The organism is Streptomyces sp. A012304 (assembly GCF_026008495.1).
GTDB lineage: Bacteria > Actinomycetota > Actinomycetes > Streptomycetales > Streptomycetaceae > Streptomyces.
This window is the reverse complement of the sequence record NZ_BQUN01000188.1, coordinates 249,676-264,068: the sequence shown is the minus strand read 5'-3', so window position 1 is coordinate 264,068 and position 14,393 is coordinate 249,676. Positions and strand designations below refer to the sequence as shown.

The 14,393-nt window shown below is 73.2% G+C and carries 12 protein-coding genes and 1 pseudogene; 4 read left to right on the top strand and 9 right to left on the bottom strand.

What is annotated here, in order from left to right; translation table 11 throughout:
* The first annotated feature begins 14 nt into the window (after positions 1 to 14).
* The 3 genes from ALMP_RS39195 to ALMP_RS39185 are packed head-to-tail and all read left to right on the top strand — an operon-like array spanning position 15 to position 3,555.
* A complete protein-coding gene (locus ALMP_RS39195; protein ID WP_264936755.1) occupies positions 15 to 833 on the top strand; it encodes a hypothetical protein in 819 nt (272 codons plus the stop codon).
* A 17-nt stretch (positions 834 to 850) separates the two neighbouring features.
* Complete coding sequence (locus tag ALMP_RS39190; RefSeq protein ID WP_264936754.1) at positions 851 to 2,788, top strand: fumarate reductase/succinate dehydrogenase flavoprotein subunit; 1,938 nt, start codon at positions 851 to 853, stop codon at positions 2,786 to 2,788.
* Positions 2,785 to 3,555 (top strand): succinate dehydrogenase/fumarate reductase iron-sulfur subunit, encoded by a 771-nt coding sequence (locus tag ALMP_RS39185; protein ID WP_264936753.1) that lies wholly within the window; start codon positions 2,785 to 2,787, stop codon positions 3,553 to 3,555. Before ALMP_RS39190 ends, ALMP_RS39185 begins: the two co-directional genes overlap by 4 nt.
* A 12-nt stretch (positions 3,556 to 3,567) precedes the next feature.
* On the opposite strand, the gene ALMP_RS39180 is transcribed toward ALMP_RS39185, so the two are convergent.
* From ALMP_RS39180 to ALMP_RS39170, 3 genes and pseudogenes are all read right to left on the bottom strand, one after another.
* Complete coding sequence (locus ALMP_RS39180; protein ID WP_264936752.1) at positions 3,568 to 3,897, bottom strand: hypothetical protein; 330 nt, start codon at positions 3,895 to 3,897, stop codon at positions 3,568 to 3,570.
* Positions 3,894 to 4,883, bottom strand: a complete 990-nt coding sequence (locus ALMP_RS39175; RefSeq protein ID WP_264936751.1) for a phosphotransferase family protein — start codon at positions 4,881 to 4,883, stop codon at positions 3,894 to 3,896. The genes ALMP_RS39180 and ALMP_RS39175 overlap by 4 nt, the downstream gene beginning before the upstream one ends.
* A pseudogene (locus ALMP_RS39170) lies at positions 4,871 to 6,113 on the bottom strand (hypothetical protein). The gene ALMP_RS39175 and the pseudogene ALMP_RS39170 overlap by 13 nt, the downstream one beginning before the upstream one ends.
* Before the next feature lie 102 nt (positions 6,114 to 6,215).
* Between ALMP_RS39170 and ALMP_RS39165 the strand changes: the two are divergent.
* Positions 6,216 to 7,787, top strand: coding sequence for a hypothetical protein (locus tag ALMP_RS39165; protein WP_309299601.1), 1,572 nt, complete (start codon positions 6,216 to 6,218; stop codon positions 7,785 to 7,787).
* Between the two features lie 58 nt (positions 7,788 to 7,845).
* Here the strand turns inward: ALMP_RS39165 and ALMP_RS39160 are convergent, their stop codons facing one another.
* From ALMP_RS39160 to ALMP_RS39135, 6 genes are all read right to left on the bottom strand, one after another.
* Complete coding sequence (locus ALMP_RS39160) at positions 7,846 to 10,482, bottom strand: SpoIIE family protein phosphatase (protein WP_264936750.1); 2,637 nt, start codon at positions 10,480 to 10,482, stop codon at positions 7,846 to 7,848.
* A 222-nt stretch (positions 10,483 to 10,704) separates the two neighbouring features.
* Entirely contained in the window at positions 10,705 to 11,133 is a 429-nt protein-coding gene (locus tag ALMP_RS39155; protein ID WP_264936749.1) for an ATP-binding protein, read from the bottom strand.
* Between the two features lie 215 nt (positions 11,134 to 11,348).
* Entirely contained in the window at positions 11,349 to 11,765 is a 417-nt protein-coding gene (locus ALMP_RS39150) for a (deoxy)nucleoside triphosphate pyrophosphohydrolase (RefSeq protein WP_264936748.1), read from the bottom strand.
* A 74-nt stretch (positions 11,766 to 11,839) separates the two neighbouring features.
* Positions 11,840 to 12,031, bottom strand: a complete 192-nt coding sequence (locus ALMP_RS39145) for an SPOR domain-containing protein (protein ID WP_264936747.1) — start codon at positions 12,029 to 12,031, stop codon at positions 11,840 to 11,842.
* 353 nt (positions 12,032 to 12,384) lie between these two features.
* Entirely contained in the window at positions 12,385 to 13,137 is a 753-nt protein-coding gene (locus tag ALMP_RS39140; RefSeq protein WP_264936746.1) for a GntR family transcriptional regulator, read from the bottom strand.
* Between the two features lie 147 nt (positions 13,138 to 13,284).
* A partial coding sequence (locus ALMP_RS39135) for a DUF4190 domain-containing protein (protein ID WP_264936745.1) occupies positions 13,285 to 14,393 on the bottom strand: 1,109 nt, incomplete at its 5' end.

Here is a 14,393-nt window from a genome sequence, read left to right as displayed (position 1 = left end):
GACCGGAGCTCTCCTTGGCCACTGGTACGGAACCCCGTCCCCCGGGCGGTGTGCGCGCCGCCACGCGCGCCGCCATCGCCGCGCCCCACCTGCGCACCGACCGGTGGTGGCTGGCCCCCGCGGCCACCGCCGCCGGTCTGCTGGCCTTCGTCGTCTACTCGACGTGGCGGGCCTTCGCGAACGCCGACTACTACGCGGCGCCGTACGTCTCGCCGTTCTACTCGCCGTGCCTGGCGGAGAACTGCGAGCCGATGCGCGCGGGACCGAACTGGGAGATCTTCGGCAGCTGGTGGGGCGTCTCCCCCGCGATCATCATCCTGATCTTCCCGCTCGGCTTCCGGCTGACCTGCTACTACTACCGCAAGGCCTACTACCGGGGGTTCTGGGCGTCCCCGCCGGCCTGCGCGGTGGCCGAGCCGCACCGGAAGTACACCGGCGAGACCCGCTTCCCGCTGGTCCTGCAGAACATCCACCGGTACTTCTTCTACGCGGCGATCCCCGTCGCCGGCATCCTCACCTACGACACCGTGCTCGCCTTCCGCGACGAGCACTACGACTGGGGCCACATGGGCCTCGGCACCCTGGTCTTCCTGATCAACATCGTGCTGATCTGGGCGTACACGCTCTCCTGCCACTCCTGCCGGCACATCGTCGGCGGCAAGCTCAAGCACTTCTCCCGGCACCCGGTGCGCTACCGGATGTGGCAGTGGGTGGGGAAGCTCAACGCCCGGCACATGCAGCTCGCCTGGGCGTCGCTGCTGAGCGTGGCGCTCGCCGACTTCTACGTCTACCTCGTCGCGTCCGGTGTCTTCGACGATCCGCGCTTCTTCTAGATGAGTGGGGCCTTCGCATGTCCGTGGTCGACCGGCAGCAGTGGGACGTCGTCGTGGTCGGGGCCGGCGGCGCCGGCCTCAGGGCCGCCATCGAGGCGCGCGAGCGCGGCGCCCGGACGGCCGTGATCTGCAAGTCGCTGTTCGGCAAGGCGCACACCGTGATGGCCGAGGGCGGCATCGCGGCGGCGATGGCCAATGTCAACGAGCACGACAACTGGCAGGTCCACTTCCGTGACACCCTGCGCGGCGGCAAGTTCCTCAACCAGTGGCGGATGGCCGAGCTGCACGCCCAGGAGGCCCCGGACCGGGTGTGGGAGCTGGAGACCTGGGGCGCGCTGTTCGACCGTACGAAGGACGGCCGGATCTCCCAGCGCAACTTCGGCGGCCACGAGTACCCGCGCCTGGCCCACGTCGGCGACCGCACCGGCCTGGAGCTGATCCGCACCCTCCAGCAGAAGATCGTCGCGCTCCAGCAGGAGGACCACCGCGAGACCGGCGACTACGAGTCCCGGCTGAAGGTCTTCCAGGAGTGCACGGTCACCCGGGTCCTCAAGGACGGCGACCGGGTCTCGGGCATCTTCGCCTACGAACGCGAGTCCGGCCGGTTCTTCGTCCTGGAGGCGCCCGCCGTGGTGATCGCGACCGGCGGCATCGGCAAGTCCTTCAAGGTGACGTCGAACTCGTGGGAGTACACCGGCGACGGCCACGCGCTGGCCCTGCTCGCCGGGGCGCCGCTGCTGAACATGGAGTTCGTGCAGTTCCACCCGACGGGCATGGTCTGGCCGCCGTCGGTGAAGGGCATCCTGGTCACCGAGTCGGTGCGCGGCGACGGCGGGGTGCTGAGGAACTCCGAGGGCAAGCGGTTCATGTTCGACTACATCCCGGACGTCTTCAAGGAGAAGTACGCCGAGTCCGAGGACGAGGCCGACCGCTGGTACGACGACCCCGACGCCAACCGGCGGCCACCGGAGCTGCTGCCGCGCGACGAGGTCGCCCGCGCGATCAACGCCGAGGTGAAGGCGGGCCGCGGCTCCCCGCACGGCGGTGTCTTCCTCGACGTGTCCACACGGATGCCGGCCGAGGTCATCAAGCGGCGGCTGCCGTCCATGTACCACCAGTTCAAGGAGCTGGCGGACGTCGACATCACCGCGGAGGCGATGGAGGTCGGGCCGACCTGCCACTACGTGATGGGCGGCATCGCCGTCGACTCCGACACCGCCGCCGCGCGCGGAGTGCCGGGGCTGTACGCGGCCGGGGAGGTGGCCGGCGGTATGCACGGCTCGAACCGGCTCGGCGGCAACTCCCTCTCCGACCTGCTGGTCTTCGGCCGCCGGGCGGGGCTGCACGCGGCCGAGTACGCGGCGCTCCTGGCCGGGGCGCGCCCTCCGGTCGACGACACGCAGATCGACGCCGCCGCCGCGGAGGCCCTGCGGCCCTTCTCCGCGGAGGGCTCCGCCGACGAGCCGGGACGCCCGCCGGAGAACCCGTACACCCTCCACCAGGAACTCCAGCAGACCATGAACGACCTGGTGGGGATCATCCGCCGGCAGGGCGAGATGGAGCAGGCCCTGCACAAGCTGTCCGAGCTGCGGGTACGGGCCCGGCGGGCCGGAGTGGAGGGCCACCGCCAGTTCAACCCGGGCTGGCACCTCGCGCTCGACCTGCGCAACATGCTGCTGGTCAGCGAGTGCGTGGCCCGGGCCGCGCTGGAGCGCACGGAGTCGCGCGGCGGCCACACCCGTGAGGACCACCCGGCGATGGAGCGGTCCTGGCGCCGGATCAACCTGCTGTGCCGGCTGGCCGACCCCACGGGCGGGTCGGCGGCCGCCGACCCGGTGCGCGGGCAGATCGCCCTCACCCGTGAGTCCACCGACCCCATCCGCCCCGACCTGCTCGCCCTCTTCCAGAAGGAGGAGCTGGTCAAGTACCTCGCCGAAGAGGAGCTGTACGAATGAGCGGCTACCAGGCCCGGTTCAAGGTGTGGCGGGGCGACGCGTCGGGCGGTGGCCTGGAGGACTTCCAGGTCGAGGTCAACGACGGCGAGGTGGTCCTCGACATCGTCCACCGCCTCCAGGCCACCCAGGCCCCCGACCTCGCCGTCCGCTGGAACTGCAAGGCCGGCAAGTGCGGTTCGTGCTCGGCGGAGGTCAACGGGCGGCCCCGGCTGCTGTGCATGACCCGGATGTCGGTGTTCGACCGCGACGAGACGATCACGGTGACACCGCTGCGGGCCTTCCCGGTCGTCCGCGACCTCGTCACGGACGTCGGCTACAACTACCGCAAGGCCAGGGAGGTCCCGGCGTTCGTGCCGCCGGCCGGGCTCGGCCCGGGCGAGTACCGGATGACGCAGGAGGACGTGGACCGCCCGCAGGAGTTCCGCAAGTGCATCGAGTGCTTCCTGTGCCAGGACACCTGCCATGTGGTGCGTGACCACGAGGAGAACAAGACGGCGTTCGCGGGCCCGCGTTTCCTGATGCGGATCGCCGAACTGGACATGCACCCGCTGGACGCGGCCGAGGAGACGGGCCTGGACCGCAAGCGCACGGCCCAGGACGAGCACGGCCTCGGCTACTGCAACATCACCAAGTGCTGCACGGAGGTCTGCCCCGAGGGCATCAAGATCACCGACAACGCGCTGATCCCGCTGAAGGAACGGGCCGTCGACCGCAGGTACGACCCGCTGGTGTGGCTGGGATCGCGGATCCGGCGCCGGCGGCCCTAGACGTCCTGTGCCCTAGCGAGCCGGGTCCCGCTGGTGGCTGCGGGGGCGGGGCGGGTCCGTGGCGACGATCTGCATGATCAGGCCGACCAGGAACATGCCGAGGCCGAGCGTGGCCCACGGGAGGTACGAGAAGGGGTGCGGGCTCACCGGGCCGAGCAGGGTGAACCCGGCCCATCCGGCCGCGGCCACGAGGGTGCCGTAGCCCCACAGCGTGGGCCGCAGGATCTTCCGCCGGCCCCAGCGCGGCACCCAGCCCCTGGCGACGGCGGCGATCCCCATGGCCAGACCGGCGGTCACGGCGGCGCAGCTCACGCCGAGCGTGATCCAGTACGCATCGGTCATGACGCCACCAGCTCCAGAACGCGCCGCAGGTTCGACTCCGCGATGGCCCGCATCGGTTCCGGGGCGGGGAAGTCGCCGTCCAGCAGTCGCAGCGGGCCCGCGACGAGCGAGAGGTGCATGGCCAGACGGTAGAACGCCATGCGGTCAGGGTCGAGACCGGGGGTGCGCAGCCGGTCGTACCAGGGGCCGAACCGCAGGGCGAGGAAGACGTGTTCCTCCTCGACGTCGCCGTAGACGAGGCCCTCGATGTCGATGAGGACCGGGGCGCCGTCGGGGGTCACCAGGACGTGGTCCGGACCGAGTTCACCGTGCAGCAGGCGGTGCCGGGAGCGGGGCCCGACGGCCGCGGCGAGGGCCCGCACCCGCTCGTCGACAGCCGTGTGCGCGGCGGCGGCGCGCGGGTCCCGGCGGGCGGCCTTGGCGGCGTCGCGCAGGGCGGCCTCCCGGGCCCTGTCGACGCGGGAGCCGCCGGGCGTGCCGCCGCCCGCGTCGACGACGGCGACCTCGCCGGGCCGGGGGCCCTCGCAGGCGTGCAGCGCCGCCAGTTCGCCGGCCAGCCGGTCCAGGACCGGCGCCGCCTCGTCCGGGTCCCGGGCCAGGGCCTCCTCCAGGCTGCCGCCCCGGACGTCCTCGACCACCGCCGCCTCCGCCGCGAGGTGCCGGCCCGTGCCGTCGGCGAACAGCAGCCGGGGCGTGCGCACGCCGGCGGCGGCCAGTCGCTCGTGGGCGGCGGTGAACGGGCCGAGCCCGGGGGCGGCGGCCCGGGCGGGCGCCCCTGAGTGGTTCCAGTAGTCCTCGTCCGGGGCCCACACGTACGCGACCGCCGTCACGCCGTCGTCCAGGACCAGCCGGTAGACGCCCTTGCTGGTGCCGCCGCGCAGCCGGGTGGCGCCGACGAGCGTGCGGTGGCCGCCCAGGGCCGCGCGGGCGAGGGGGGCCAGGTCGGTGGGGGTGAGGTGCTGTCGTGGTCGGCTCACCGGACCCATCCTTTCCGGTACGCGGTCCAGTCGTCCTCGGTCGCGGCGAAGTCCACGTACAGCGCGACACCGAAGTTCGCCCGGCCGGCGTCGGTGCGGGACAGGCCCAGGCGGACGCCCCGGACGGCCGCCGGGACCGTCTCGGCGTGCGCCCAGTGGCCGAAGCGGTTCTCGTGGAAGAAGGGCAGGCCCATCAGCAGGTCGGTGGTGGGCGGGGTGACCTCCAGGGCGAGGGCGGTCTGCTGGGCGACGTACCCGCCGTAGGTGCCCTCCAGCGGCTGCATGGTGTCGTACGACATGACGGCGATCTGGTCGACGCGGCGGGCGACCTGCCCGAAGAACTCCTGCGACCACCACTTGGGGTGCCCGGTGGTCGCGCCCCAGAAGGAGTGGAAGCCGGGCAGCGGGTCGATCTGGTGGGCGGCGACGGAGAGCGGGGCGCGCTGTGCGGCGGTGACACGGCGCAGGGCGTCCAGGAGCGTGAGGTAGTTCCGGTCGTCGGAGTGCAGGGGCTCCAGGTCGAAGTGGGCGCCCTGGAAGCCGGCGGCGAGGATCTCGCGGGTGGACCGCACGACGGCCGCGCGGGTCGCCGCCCGCTCCAGCCGCATGCCGTCGGGGCCCTCGCCGGCGAGGACGTCCCCCAGCCAGGCCTGGACGCGGATGCCGGGCATCTCCCGGTGGACGGCGGCGATGAACCAGCCGGCTTCGGCGTAGCGCGTCCTGGGCAGCGTGCCGTCGTGCTCCAGGGGGCCGGCGTGGACGTACAGGTCGTGGATGCCGGTGTCCTTCAGCCGGCCGGCGAGCGCCCTGACGTCGGCGTCCTTCTTCCGCCCGTCGACCCAGGCGTGCCCGAGCCAGATGGCGTCCTTACCGCGTGTGTACGTGCCCTCGGCCGGGTCGCCCATGTAGTTCACGCGCAGGGCGGTGAGAGCGGCGAGCAGGGGCAGCAATCAGCAGCGCGAGACCGGCCACGACACGGCGGGCCAGGCGAAGCCGCCGCCTTCTCCGGGAGGCGGGAGGCCGTTCCTCGGCGGCCGTCTCTTCCCCGGGGGCGGCGGGCCGTCCCTCGGCATCCCGCCGGTCGGGCCGGCCCTCGGCAGCCGCCGCTTCGTCGCGCGAACCGGCACCGGCACCGGCACCGGCGCTGACGTCGGAACCGGCCTCGGCACCGGCAGACTGCTCCTCCGTGTCACCCGCCTCGGCGTCCGTGTGTGCGGCCGTGTCCTTCGGTCGGTTCATGCCGGGCCCCTCCCGTGTCGCCCCGTGCCGCGGTGCCGCTCCGGTCCTCCGGGGGACGCGCCCCGGTCGCGTGCCCGCAGGTGCGGTCATACGCTCCACCATGTGACGTCGCCCGTGTTCCGAGGCCGGCCGCGGCGCGCCGGATCGCACCTGTCGGTGCGGGTGGCGCACGCCGTGGTGGGCGGTGCGGCCGGGGTGGTGTGGCTGGTGTTGCCGGGGATGACGACGGGAACGGACACGCCGGTTGCGATCACTCGTTCGACGTCCGTCGTCGCGGCGCCGCCGCAGGACCCCACCGACACCGCCGATCTGGTGCTGCCGCTGCTGGCGGTCGGCGCGGCGGGCGCGCTCGCGGGGTACGGCTACCTGCGCCGCGTCCGGCGTGCCCGAGACCGGACCACGCCCGGCGGGACGGCCGGTGTCCCGCCCCCCGCGGGTTCCGTGCCGCCCTCCGCCGAGCTGGACGAACGGGCCGGAGCGGCCCTGGTCGCGGCCGACGACCGCATACGGTCCGCGCGCACCGAACTCGACTTCACCCGGGCCCGGTTCGGCGAGGAGGCCGTGGCGCCGTTCGCCCGGGCGCTGGAGGACGCCGAGGCGGAGGCCGCGGCGGCGTTCCGGATGCGGCAGCGCTACGACGAGGGCATACCGGAGGAGCCGGCGGCCCGGCGGCACGCGCTCGCCGGGATCATCGGGCGGTGCGAGGAGGCCGGGCGGCGGCTGGACGCGGTGGCCGGGGACTTCGGGCGGCTGCGGGGGCTGGAGGAGGGTGTGGGTGAGGCGCTGGTGGTGGCGGAGGGGCGGTTCCGTGAGCTGACGGGCCGTACCGCCGCGGCCCAGTCGCTCCTGGCCGGCCTGCGGGCGCGATACGCGGCCACCGCGAGCGCCGCCGTCGCCGGGAACGTCGAACAGGCCAAGGACCGGCTGGTGTTCGCCACCGACCGCCTCAACCGGGCCCGCCAGGAGGACGACTCGGGCCGGCTCGCTGCGGCGGCCCGGCATCTGCGGGCCGCCGAGGGTGCCATCGCCCAGGCGGCCGTCCTCGTCGAGGGCGTCGAACGGCTCGCCGCCGAGCTGCGGGAGGCCGAGGCGATGATTCCGGCGGTGCTCACCGGGGCGGAGGCGGAGCTGGCGTCGGCGCGCGGCCCCGCCGGGTCGGAGGGCGAGGCGTTCTCCCGGCTGCCGCACGCCGACGCCGTCCTGGCCTCCGTACGCCACGAACTGACCGAGGGCCGCCCCCACGACCCGGTCGGCGTGCTGCGCCGGATCGTCCGGGCGACCGTGCCGCCGGCCTCGGCCCGCACCGGTGTGGTGGCCACCGCCGCCCACCTCGTCGCCCGCAGCGCCACCGCCGCCACGGCGGACTTCGTCACCACCCACCGTGCCGCCGTCGACGCCCCGGCCCGCACCCGCCTGGTGGAGGCCCGCCGGCTCCTCGCCGGCGACGCGCCCCGCGCCGACACCCTGGCCCTGGAGGCGCGAGAACTGGCCGAACAGGACGTACGGGTGCGGGGCAACCCGTTCACCGCGGCGGGCTCCGGCGCCCTGGGGACCGGGCCGACCGCCGGAACCGCCGGCGCCGTCCTGGGCGGCCTGCTCCCGCCCGACGACCCCGAGGACGGCGCCCCCACGGGCTTCGCCGCCCCGACGGCCCCTCCGGCCGACCCCGAGTAGCCACCGACACCGGGCCCTCGCAGGGGCAGCCACCGACGCCGGGCTCTCGCAGGGGCCGTCAGAACAGGCTGAGGAGCGCCTCCGCCGGATCCGTCAGTGCCGTCTCGCCGTCCGGCAGGGGCAGTTCGAACCACACCGTCTTCCCCCGGCCGGTGCGGCGGGAGCCCCAGGCCGCCGAGAGCAGGCCGACCAGTTGCAGGCCGCGGCCGCCCTCGTCCGTGTCGCGGGCGCGCCGGCGGCGGGGCTGGACCAGGCCCGCGTCCCAGACCTCGCAGACCAGGGTCCGGTCGAGGAGCAGCCGAAGCCTGATCTCGCCCTCGCCGTACCGCAGCGCGTTCGTCACCAGCTCGCTGACCAGCAGTTCCGTCGTGTCGACGAGCGGCTCGAGGCCCCAGCTGAGGAGCTGGCCGCGGGCGTACTCACGGGCGCGGCCCACGCTGCGCGGCTCGCGCGGCAGCGTCCAGTCGCCGACGGACTCGGCGGGCAGCCCCTGTACACGTGCCATCAGCAAGGCGATGTCGTCCTCGCCGTGATGGGTGTCGAGCGTGTTGAGGACGTGGTCGCAGACGTCCTCCAGGGGCAGGTTGGCGTCCGCGAGCGCGCTGACGAAGGCCTGGAGCCCCTCGTCCAGCGGGTGGTCGCGGGACTCCACCAGGCCGTCGGTGTACAGCGCGAGCAGCGCGCCCTCGGGGAGTTCGACCTCGACCTCCTCGAACGGCTCCCCGCCGACACCGAGCGGCATGCCCGGCGGCACGTCGAGCATCAGGGCCGACTCGCCGGGCTCGACCAGGACGGGCGGCAGATGGCCCGCGTTGGCGAAGGTGCACCGGCGCGTGACGGAGTCGTACACCGCGTACACGCACGTCGCGAGGTACACCTCGGACAGGTCCGCCTCACGGGGCCGGCGGGCGGCGCGGGTGGCCTGCTGGACACCGCCGGGCGTGCCGAGGCCGCGGGCGATCTCGTCCAACGCCGACAGCACCTCCGCCGGTTCGAGATCCAGCAGGGCCAAGGTCCTGACCGCCGTACGGAGTTCGCCCATGGCCACCGCCGCGCGCAGGCCGCGGCCCATCACGTCGCCCACCACCAGCGCCGTGCGGTGGCCGGGCAGTTCGATGACGTCGAACCAGTCGCCGCCGACCTCGCTGGGCCGGCCGGTGGAGGCGTTGCCGGGCAGATAGCGGCAGGCGATGTCCAGGCCGGAGGCGACCGGGTCGCCCGGCGGCAGCAGCGACCGTTGCAGTATCAGCGCGCGCTCGTGCTCCCGCCGGTACAGCCGGGCGTTGTCGATGCAGACGGCCGCGCGCGCCGCCAGCTCCACCGCCAGATCACGGTCCCGTTCCCCGAACGGCTCGCTGCCCTTGGTCCGCGAGAACTGCGCGAGGCCGACGACCGTGTCGTGGGCGACCATCGGAACGGCGAGGGTGGACTGCACGAGGCCGCCCTCGCCGGGGACGGACTGCGGGCGCGCGGTGCGCAGCGCGTCCGCGCAGGGCGAGTTGAACGGGAAGTGGTGGACGGCGCCGACCGCGACGGGCGCCCCGGTGCCGATGAAGGGGGCGTCGGAGACCGCGGAGGAGAACGCGACGCGGCGCAACTCCGCACTGCCGTCGGCCAGTCCGGGCGGGGTCTCGTCGCCGGCCAGGAGGCCCTGGTAGAGGTCGACGGTGGCGAGGTCGCAGAAGCCGGGCACGACGACGTCGAGGAGTTCGCGCGCGGTCGTCTCCAGGTCGAGGGAGTTCCCTATGCGGGCGCCCGCCTCGTTCAGCAGGGCGAGGTTGCGCCGTGCGGCGGCGGCCTCGCGGGCGGCGGCCCGGCGGGCGGTGATGTCGGTGCCGAGCCAGGCGATGCCGATGGGGCGGCCGCTGCCGCTGCGCACCCGGTAGAGGTTGATGGACCAGTGGCGACGCTCGTCGTTGCCCGGCACGAACCCCGTGATGTGCATGTCCGTGATGGCGTCACCGGTCTGGAACACCCGGCGCAGGATCGCGGTGACCCGCTCGGCCTCGGGGCGGGGCAGATAGTCGTGCACGCCGTTGCCGCGGTGGTCGTCGGGGGTGCCGCCGAAGACCGAGGCGAACCGGTGGTTGACGCGACGGACCCGCAGATCGGGGTCGATCAGCACGAAACCGAACGGGGATTGACCGAAAATAGCCTGCGAGGCGGCGAGATCGGTCTCGATGCTGCGCAGGGTGCGCACGTCGACGACGATGCACACGGCGGCCCTCTCGCCGTCCTGAGTGCGCGTCGGCATCACGTACACCTCGGCGAGGCCCTCCTCGCCGCGCCGGCCGTCCGCCATGTCCGGCATCCGGAAGGGGACGACACCGGTCCACTCCCGGCCGTCGAGGATCTCGGCCATCTTGCGCTGGCCGATGTCACGCAGGTCAGGGTCGACGAACGCGTCGATGGGGTCGATGCCGACGGCCCGCTCGGCCGGGATCCCGAGGATCTGCTCGGCGCGCAGGCTCCACTGGTCGACGAGTCCGTCGGGGCCGATCGAGAACGACGCGACCTTGATGTAGTCGTAGATGGAGCCGGGCGGACTGCTCTGCCACAGGGCCTCGCCGTCGGCGAGGGCGCCCTCGCCGACGAGACCGTGCCCGGTATCGGCTGCGCGCGCACCCGCGGCCTCAGCCCTCGCGCCGTCCGACGGGTCCTCGGACTCCGTGGCCCTCGCTGGTATCTCGCTCACGCGAACCGTCCCCTCCAGCTCACCGCGCCCGGCACCGGTCACCGATGGCGGCTGCCCGCAGTATCCAGCACTACGGCGCCGCGCGGCACGGTGTTCACGATCACAGCACGGTCCAGGCATTTTTCGGACCGTGCCGCGACAACACTGCCAGTCTTCTAACCAGCGGACACGTCGTCGAATCACACCTTGGAGCACGGGTCTGCGGGAGTCCTGACGCGCGGGTCACGCGCGGATGTCCCGCCCCCGTTCCGGCACGGTCAGTTCGAACCAGACCGTCTTCCCCGCGCTTCCCGGCCGACTGCCCCAGCGGCGCGAGGAGGCGGCCACGAGTTGCAGCCCGCGGCCGCTCTCGTCGTCGGGCCGGGCGACACGCTCGTGGGGCGGGTCGGGCAGCGGGTCGGAGACCTCCACCAGCAGCACGCCGTCCAGGCCGGCCGGGCGGACCAGACGCACCCCGATGGGGCCGGTGGCGTGCCGCATCGCGTTCGTCACCAGCTCGCTGACCAGCAGGGCGGCGACGTCCCCGACGCTGTCGAGCCCCCAACCGCGCAACTGCCCGCGCACCGCGCCACGGGCCGTGCGCACCGCGCCCGGGTCAGCGGGGAACGTCCACTCGGCGCAGTCGCCTTCGGTGTCGCTCACGCCGATCACTTCCCAGGCCAGCGAGGTCTATCGGTGTCCGGTTTCGCAGGGTTAATTGGCCCATACCCGATATGACCTACCGATTACCGCCCGAGGGGCGCACTGTGGCACCGAGGGCGTACGGGGTGCGCACTGTGGCACCGAGGGCGTACAGGGCGCGGAGCGGGCGCCGCGAAAGCCTCGTGGGTGCCACCCAGAGCCCTGCGGGCGCCGGGGAAAGGGGTTCAGCGCGCGCGGCTGCCGAGCCGGGTGACCACCTCGCGGACGGCCGGGACGTCCTGGTCGAGCCAGGCGACGTCCCAGATCTCGGCCGGGGTGAGCCAGCGCAGGGCGTCGTGGTCCTCCAGGGCGGCGGGGGCGGGAGAGGCGGGGCGCAGACGCGCCGTCCACACCTGGAGGACGTAGGGCGGCCTCAGGGGCCACTCCCCCGGGACGCGCTCGACGGCCTCGCACTCGACGCCGAGTTCCTCGCGCAGTTCGCGTACCAGGGCCGCCTCGGGCCGCTCGCCGGGCTCGACCTTGCCGCCGGGCAGCTCCCAGCGGCCGGCGAGTTCCGGGGGCGCGCTGCGGCGCGCGGCGAGCAGGCGATCGCCGTCGAGCAGGGCGGCGGCGACCACCACGGTCGGTTCGCGTTGCGTCATGCGCCGGAGCCTACGGGACGCCCGCGGGGGGCCGGCGGGACGTCCGGGGGATGACTGCGGGACGTCCGCCCGGGTCAGTTCCGCACACTGTCCCCGTTCTGGCCGACGCGTTCGACCGAGTAGAGCTGCTTGTGTCCGCGGGCGTCGAGACTGTCGGCGATCTTCTGGGCCTCGGCACGGGTCGCGTACCGGCCGACGCGGTAGCGATTGCCGTTGTCGTCCTGACGTACGACGAGCCAGGGCAGAGCGATGGTGCTGTCGTTCATCGCGCCCCTCCGCTTCCTGTCCGCGACCCGCCCCGCGCCTCGCCCTTTGAGGAAACCGCACTCCGCATATGCCCGAGCGTACGCCTTACCTTTACGCACCGAACACGGCTTTACACAAAGAGGTACGCAACCAGCCAGAACGCAGGGGGCGCACGAGACCGAACGCGCCGTGCGCGCGCCGTGACGCCTCCGGTCGGCGGGTTGCCGGGCACCTGGGGGACGACCTGCGGGAACGACGGGAAACGACCGGATTCCGACGGCCCGTGAGAGGCGGGGCGTGCGGGGGTTTCCGGGGGCAACTGCCGCAAGGGTGTGCGCTGTTTCACCCCCCTCGCTCGCCCACCCGGGGCCGGCTACTTCACGGGCAGGTGGTACGCCACTCGGTACCGGTCGGCCGGGATCACCACGTCGGCCGTCTCGACCGGGCGGCCCGAGGCGTAGTACGTGCGCTGGATGACCAGCACCACATGGCCCGGGACACCGCCCAGGGCGAGGAGTTCCTCGGCGAGGCCGGGACGGGCGCCGACCTCCTCGGTGACGTTGTCCACGATGACGTCGATGGCGCGCATCCGCTCGACGACGCCCATGCCGCCGAGCGGCCCCTCCTCGGGCAGCATCACGGGCGTACGGCCGGTGAGGGCGAGGGGCTCCCAGGAGGTGGAGAGCATCATCGCCTCGCCGCCCTCCCGGAAGACGTACCTCGTGCACATCACGCGGTCGCCGGGCTGGATGCCGAGCCGCTCGGCGACGGCGCGGCTCGCCGCCGTCTGCTCACTGCTGGACTCCCAGGTCCCGCGCGCGTGGACCTCGGCCTGCTCCTGACGGAAGGGTGTGGCCCCGTTCGCCGGGCGGTAGCCGGAGCGGGCGATCCGGCGCGGCTCCGGCCGCTCGCGCACATACGTCCCGGACCCGGAGCGGCCCTCGACCAGGCCTTCGGCCATCAGCACCTTGCGCGCCTCCAGTGCGACGGTGTCGGAGACGCCGTACTCCTCGCGGATTCTGGCCTGGGAGGGGAGGCGGGTGTGCGGGGGCAGCGAGCCGTCGACGATCTTCTTGCGGAGATCACCCGCGACGCGCAGGTACGCCGGCTGCTCACCGAATGTCACTGGCCGCTCCCATCAGGTTGTACAGACAGCAACAGCGTGGCAACCGTGGGTTCGGCCATGCAAGCAAAGGCCAGGGAATCACTCGATGTGATGACTTATCCGTGGGAGAGGCTTTACGCAGGCACTTTCTCCCCGCTATGGACGTCATCACACCTTGAGGCCACCGTCGCTCCCGCCGCCGCCGGTGCCCCCGCTGCCGCCCTCGGAGTCCTCGTCGTAGACGGGCGGGGTGGTGGCCAGTCCCAGAGCTTCGCGGGCGGTGACGGTCGTGTCGCCGTCGACGAAGTCGTAGGCGCTGTCGTAGTGCTCGTAGAAGGTGTCCACGTCGGTGGCCTCGGCCGCGGCGGTCCACTCCTTGCTCGCCTCCCGCATGTCCTTCACCAGGTCGGCGAGGGCGCCGCTGGTGTCGGCGGACCAGGAGCGCGCGCCCAGCGCCTTCGCCTGCGCGGCGGTCACCGCGGCGACCTTGCCCGACCAGGTCTGGTTGCCCTCCAGATCCTCCTCCGCGTACTCCTCGGGCTCCTCGTAGAGCACCTCGTCGACGGCGGCCATCGCCTTCAGGAAGGCCAGCTGGTCGGCGTCGAGGGTGCTCTCGTCGGCGCGCAGCGAACCGGTGAGGGTGCCGCCCTCGTCGGTGTGGGCGAAGACGCAGGTGATCTCACGGTCGCCCCAGCTCCAGCTCTCGCGGGTGGGCGTGAGGTAGTAGATGTCGACCTCGTCGGTCAGGGCCCAGGGGTCCATCGCGTAACTCTCGTGGAGCTTCCAGCACTTGTCCTCGGCGACGTCGCTGACGCGGCTGTCGCCCGGGTAGGAGCTGCCGGACAGCGGGACCGTGCCGAACACCTCGGCTTCGTGCTCGCCGGAGCAGGGCACCTTGTCGACGTCGTAGACGTCCTCGTCGAAGGTCGCGCCCGGTACGTCGAAGCACTCGCCCTTGGCGAGCGAGAGGCTGTTGTTGCCGTTCGCGCCCTCCTTGAACCCCTCCCAGGCGGCGGAGACGCCACCGGTGGCCAGCGCCACCACCCACAGCGCGAGCCCCACCGAGGACAGCGCCGCACCCGCGATCGCCATGCCCTTGCCCCGGTCCCCGCGCTTCTTGATCTGCACCAGCGCGATGATGCCGAGGATCAGCCCCACGGCCGGCAGGAAGCACATCACCCCGAGCACGAGCGCGGCGATGGCGACGCCGTTGACGGGGGCCGGCCGGTTGAGCGGCACGTACCCCTGCCCCCAGCCGGGATACGGCGGACCCGCGT

Bases quoted from the DNA above. Each gene is read 5' to 3' on its own strand.
- ALMP_RS39190 (WP_264936754.1), top strand. From the start codon at position 851: ATGTCCGTGGTCGACCGGCAGCAGTGGGACGTCGTCGTGGTCGGGGCC.
- ALMP_RS39185 (WP_264936753.1), top strand. From the start codon at position 2,785: ATGAGCGGCTACCAGGCCCGGTTCAAGGTGTGGCGGGGCGACGCGTCG.
- ALMP_RS39180 (WP_264936752.1), bottom strand. From the start codon at position 3,897: ATGACCGATGCGTACTGGATCACGCTCGGCGTGAGCTGCGCCGCCGTG.
- ALMP_RS39175 (WP_264936751.1), bottom strand. From the start codon at position 4,883: ATGGGTCCGGTGAGCCGACCACGACAGCACCTCACCCCCACCGACCTG.
- ALMP_RS39150 (WP_264936748.1), bottom strand. From the start codon at position 11,765: ATGACGCAACGCGAACCGACCGTGGTGGTCGCCGCCGCCCTGCTCGAC.
- ALMP_RS39145 (WP_264936747.1), bottom strand. From the start codon at position 12,031: ATGAACGACAGCACCATCGCTCTGCCCTGGCTCGTCGTACGTCAGGAC.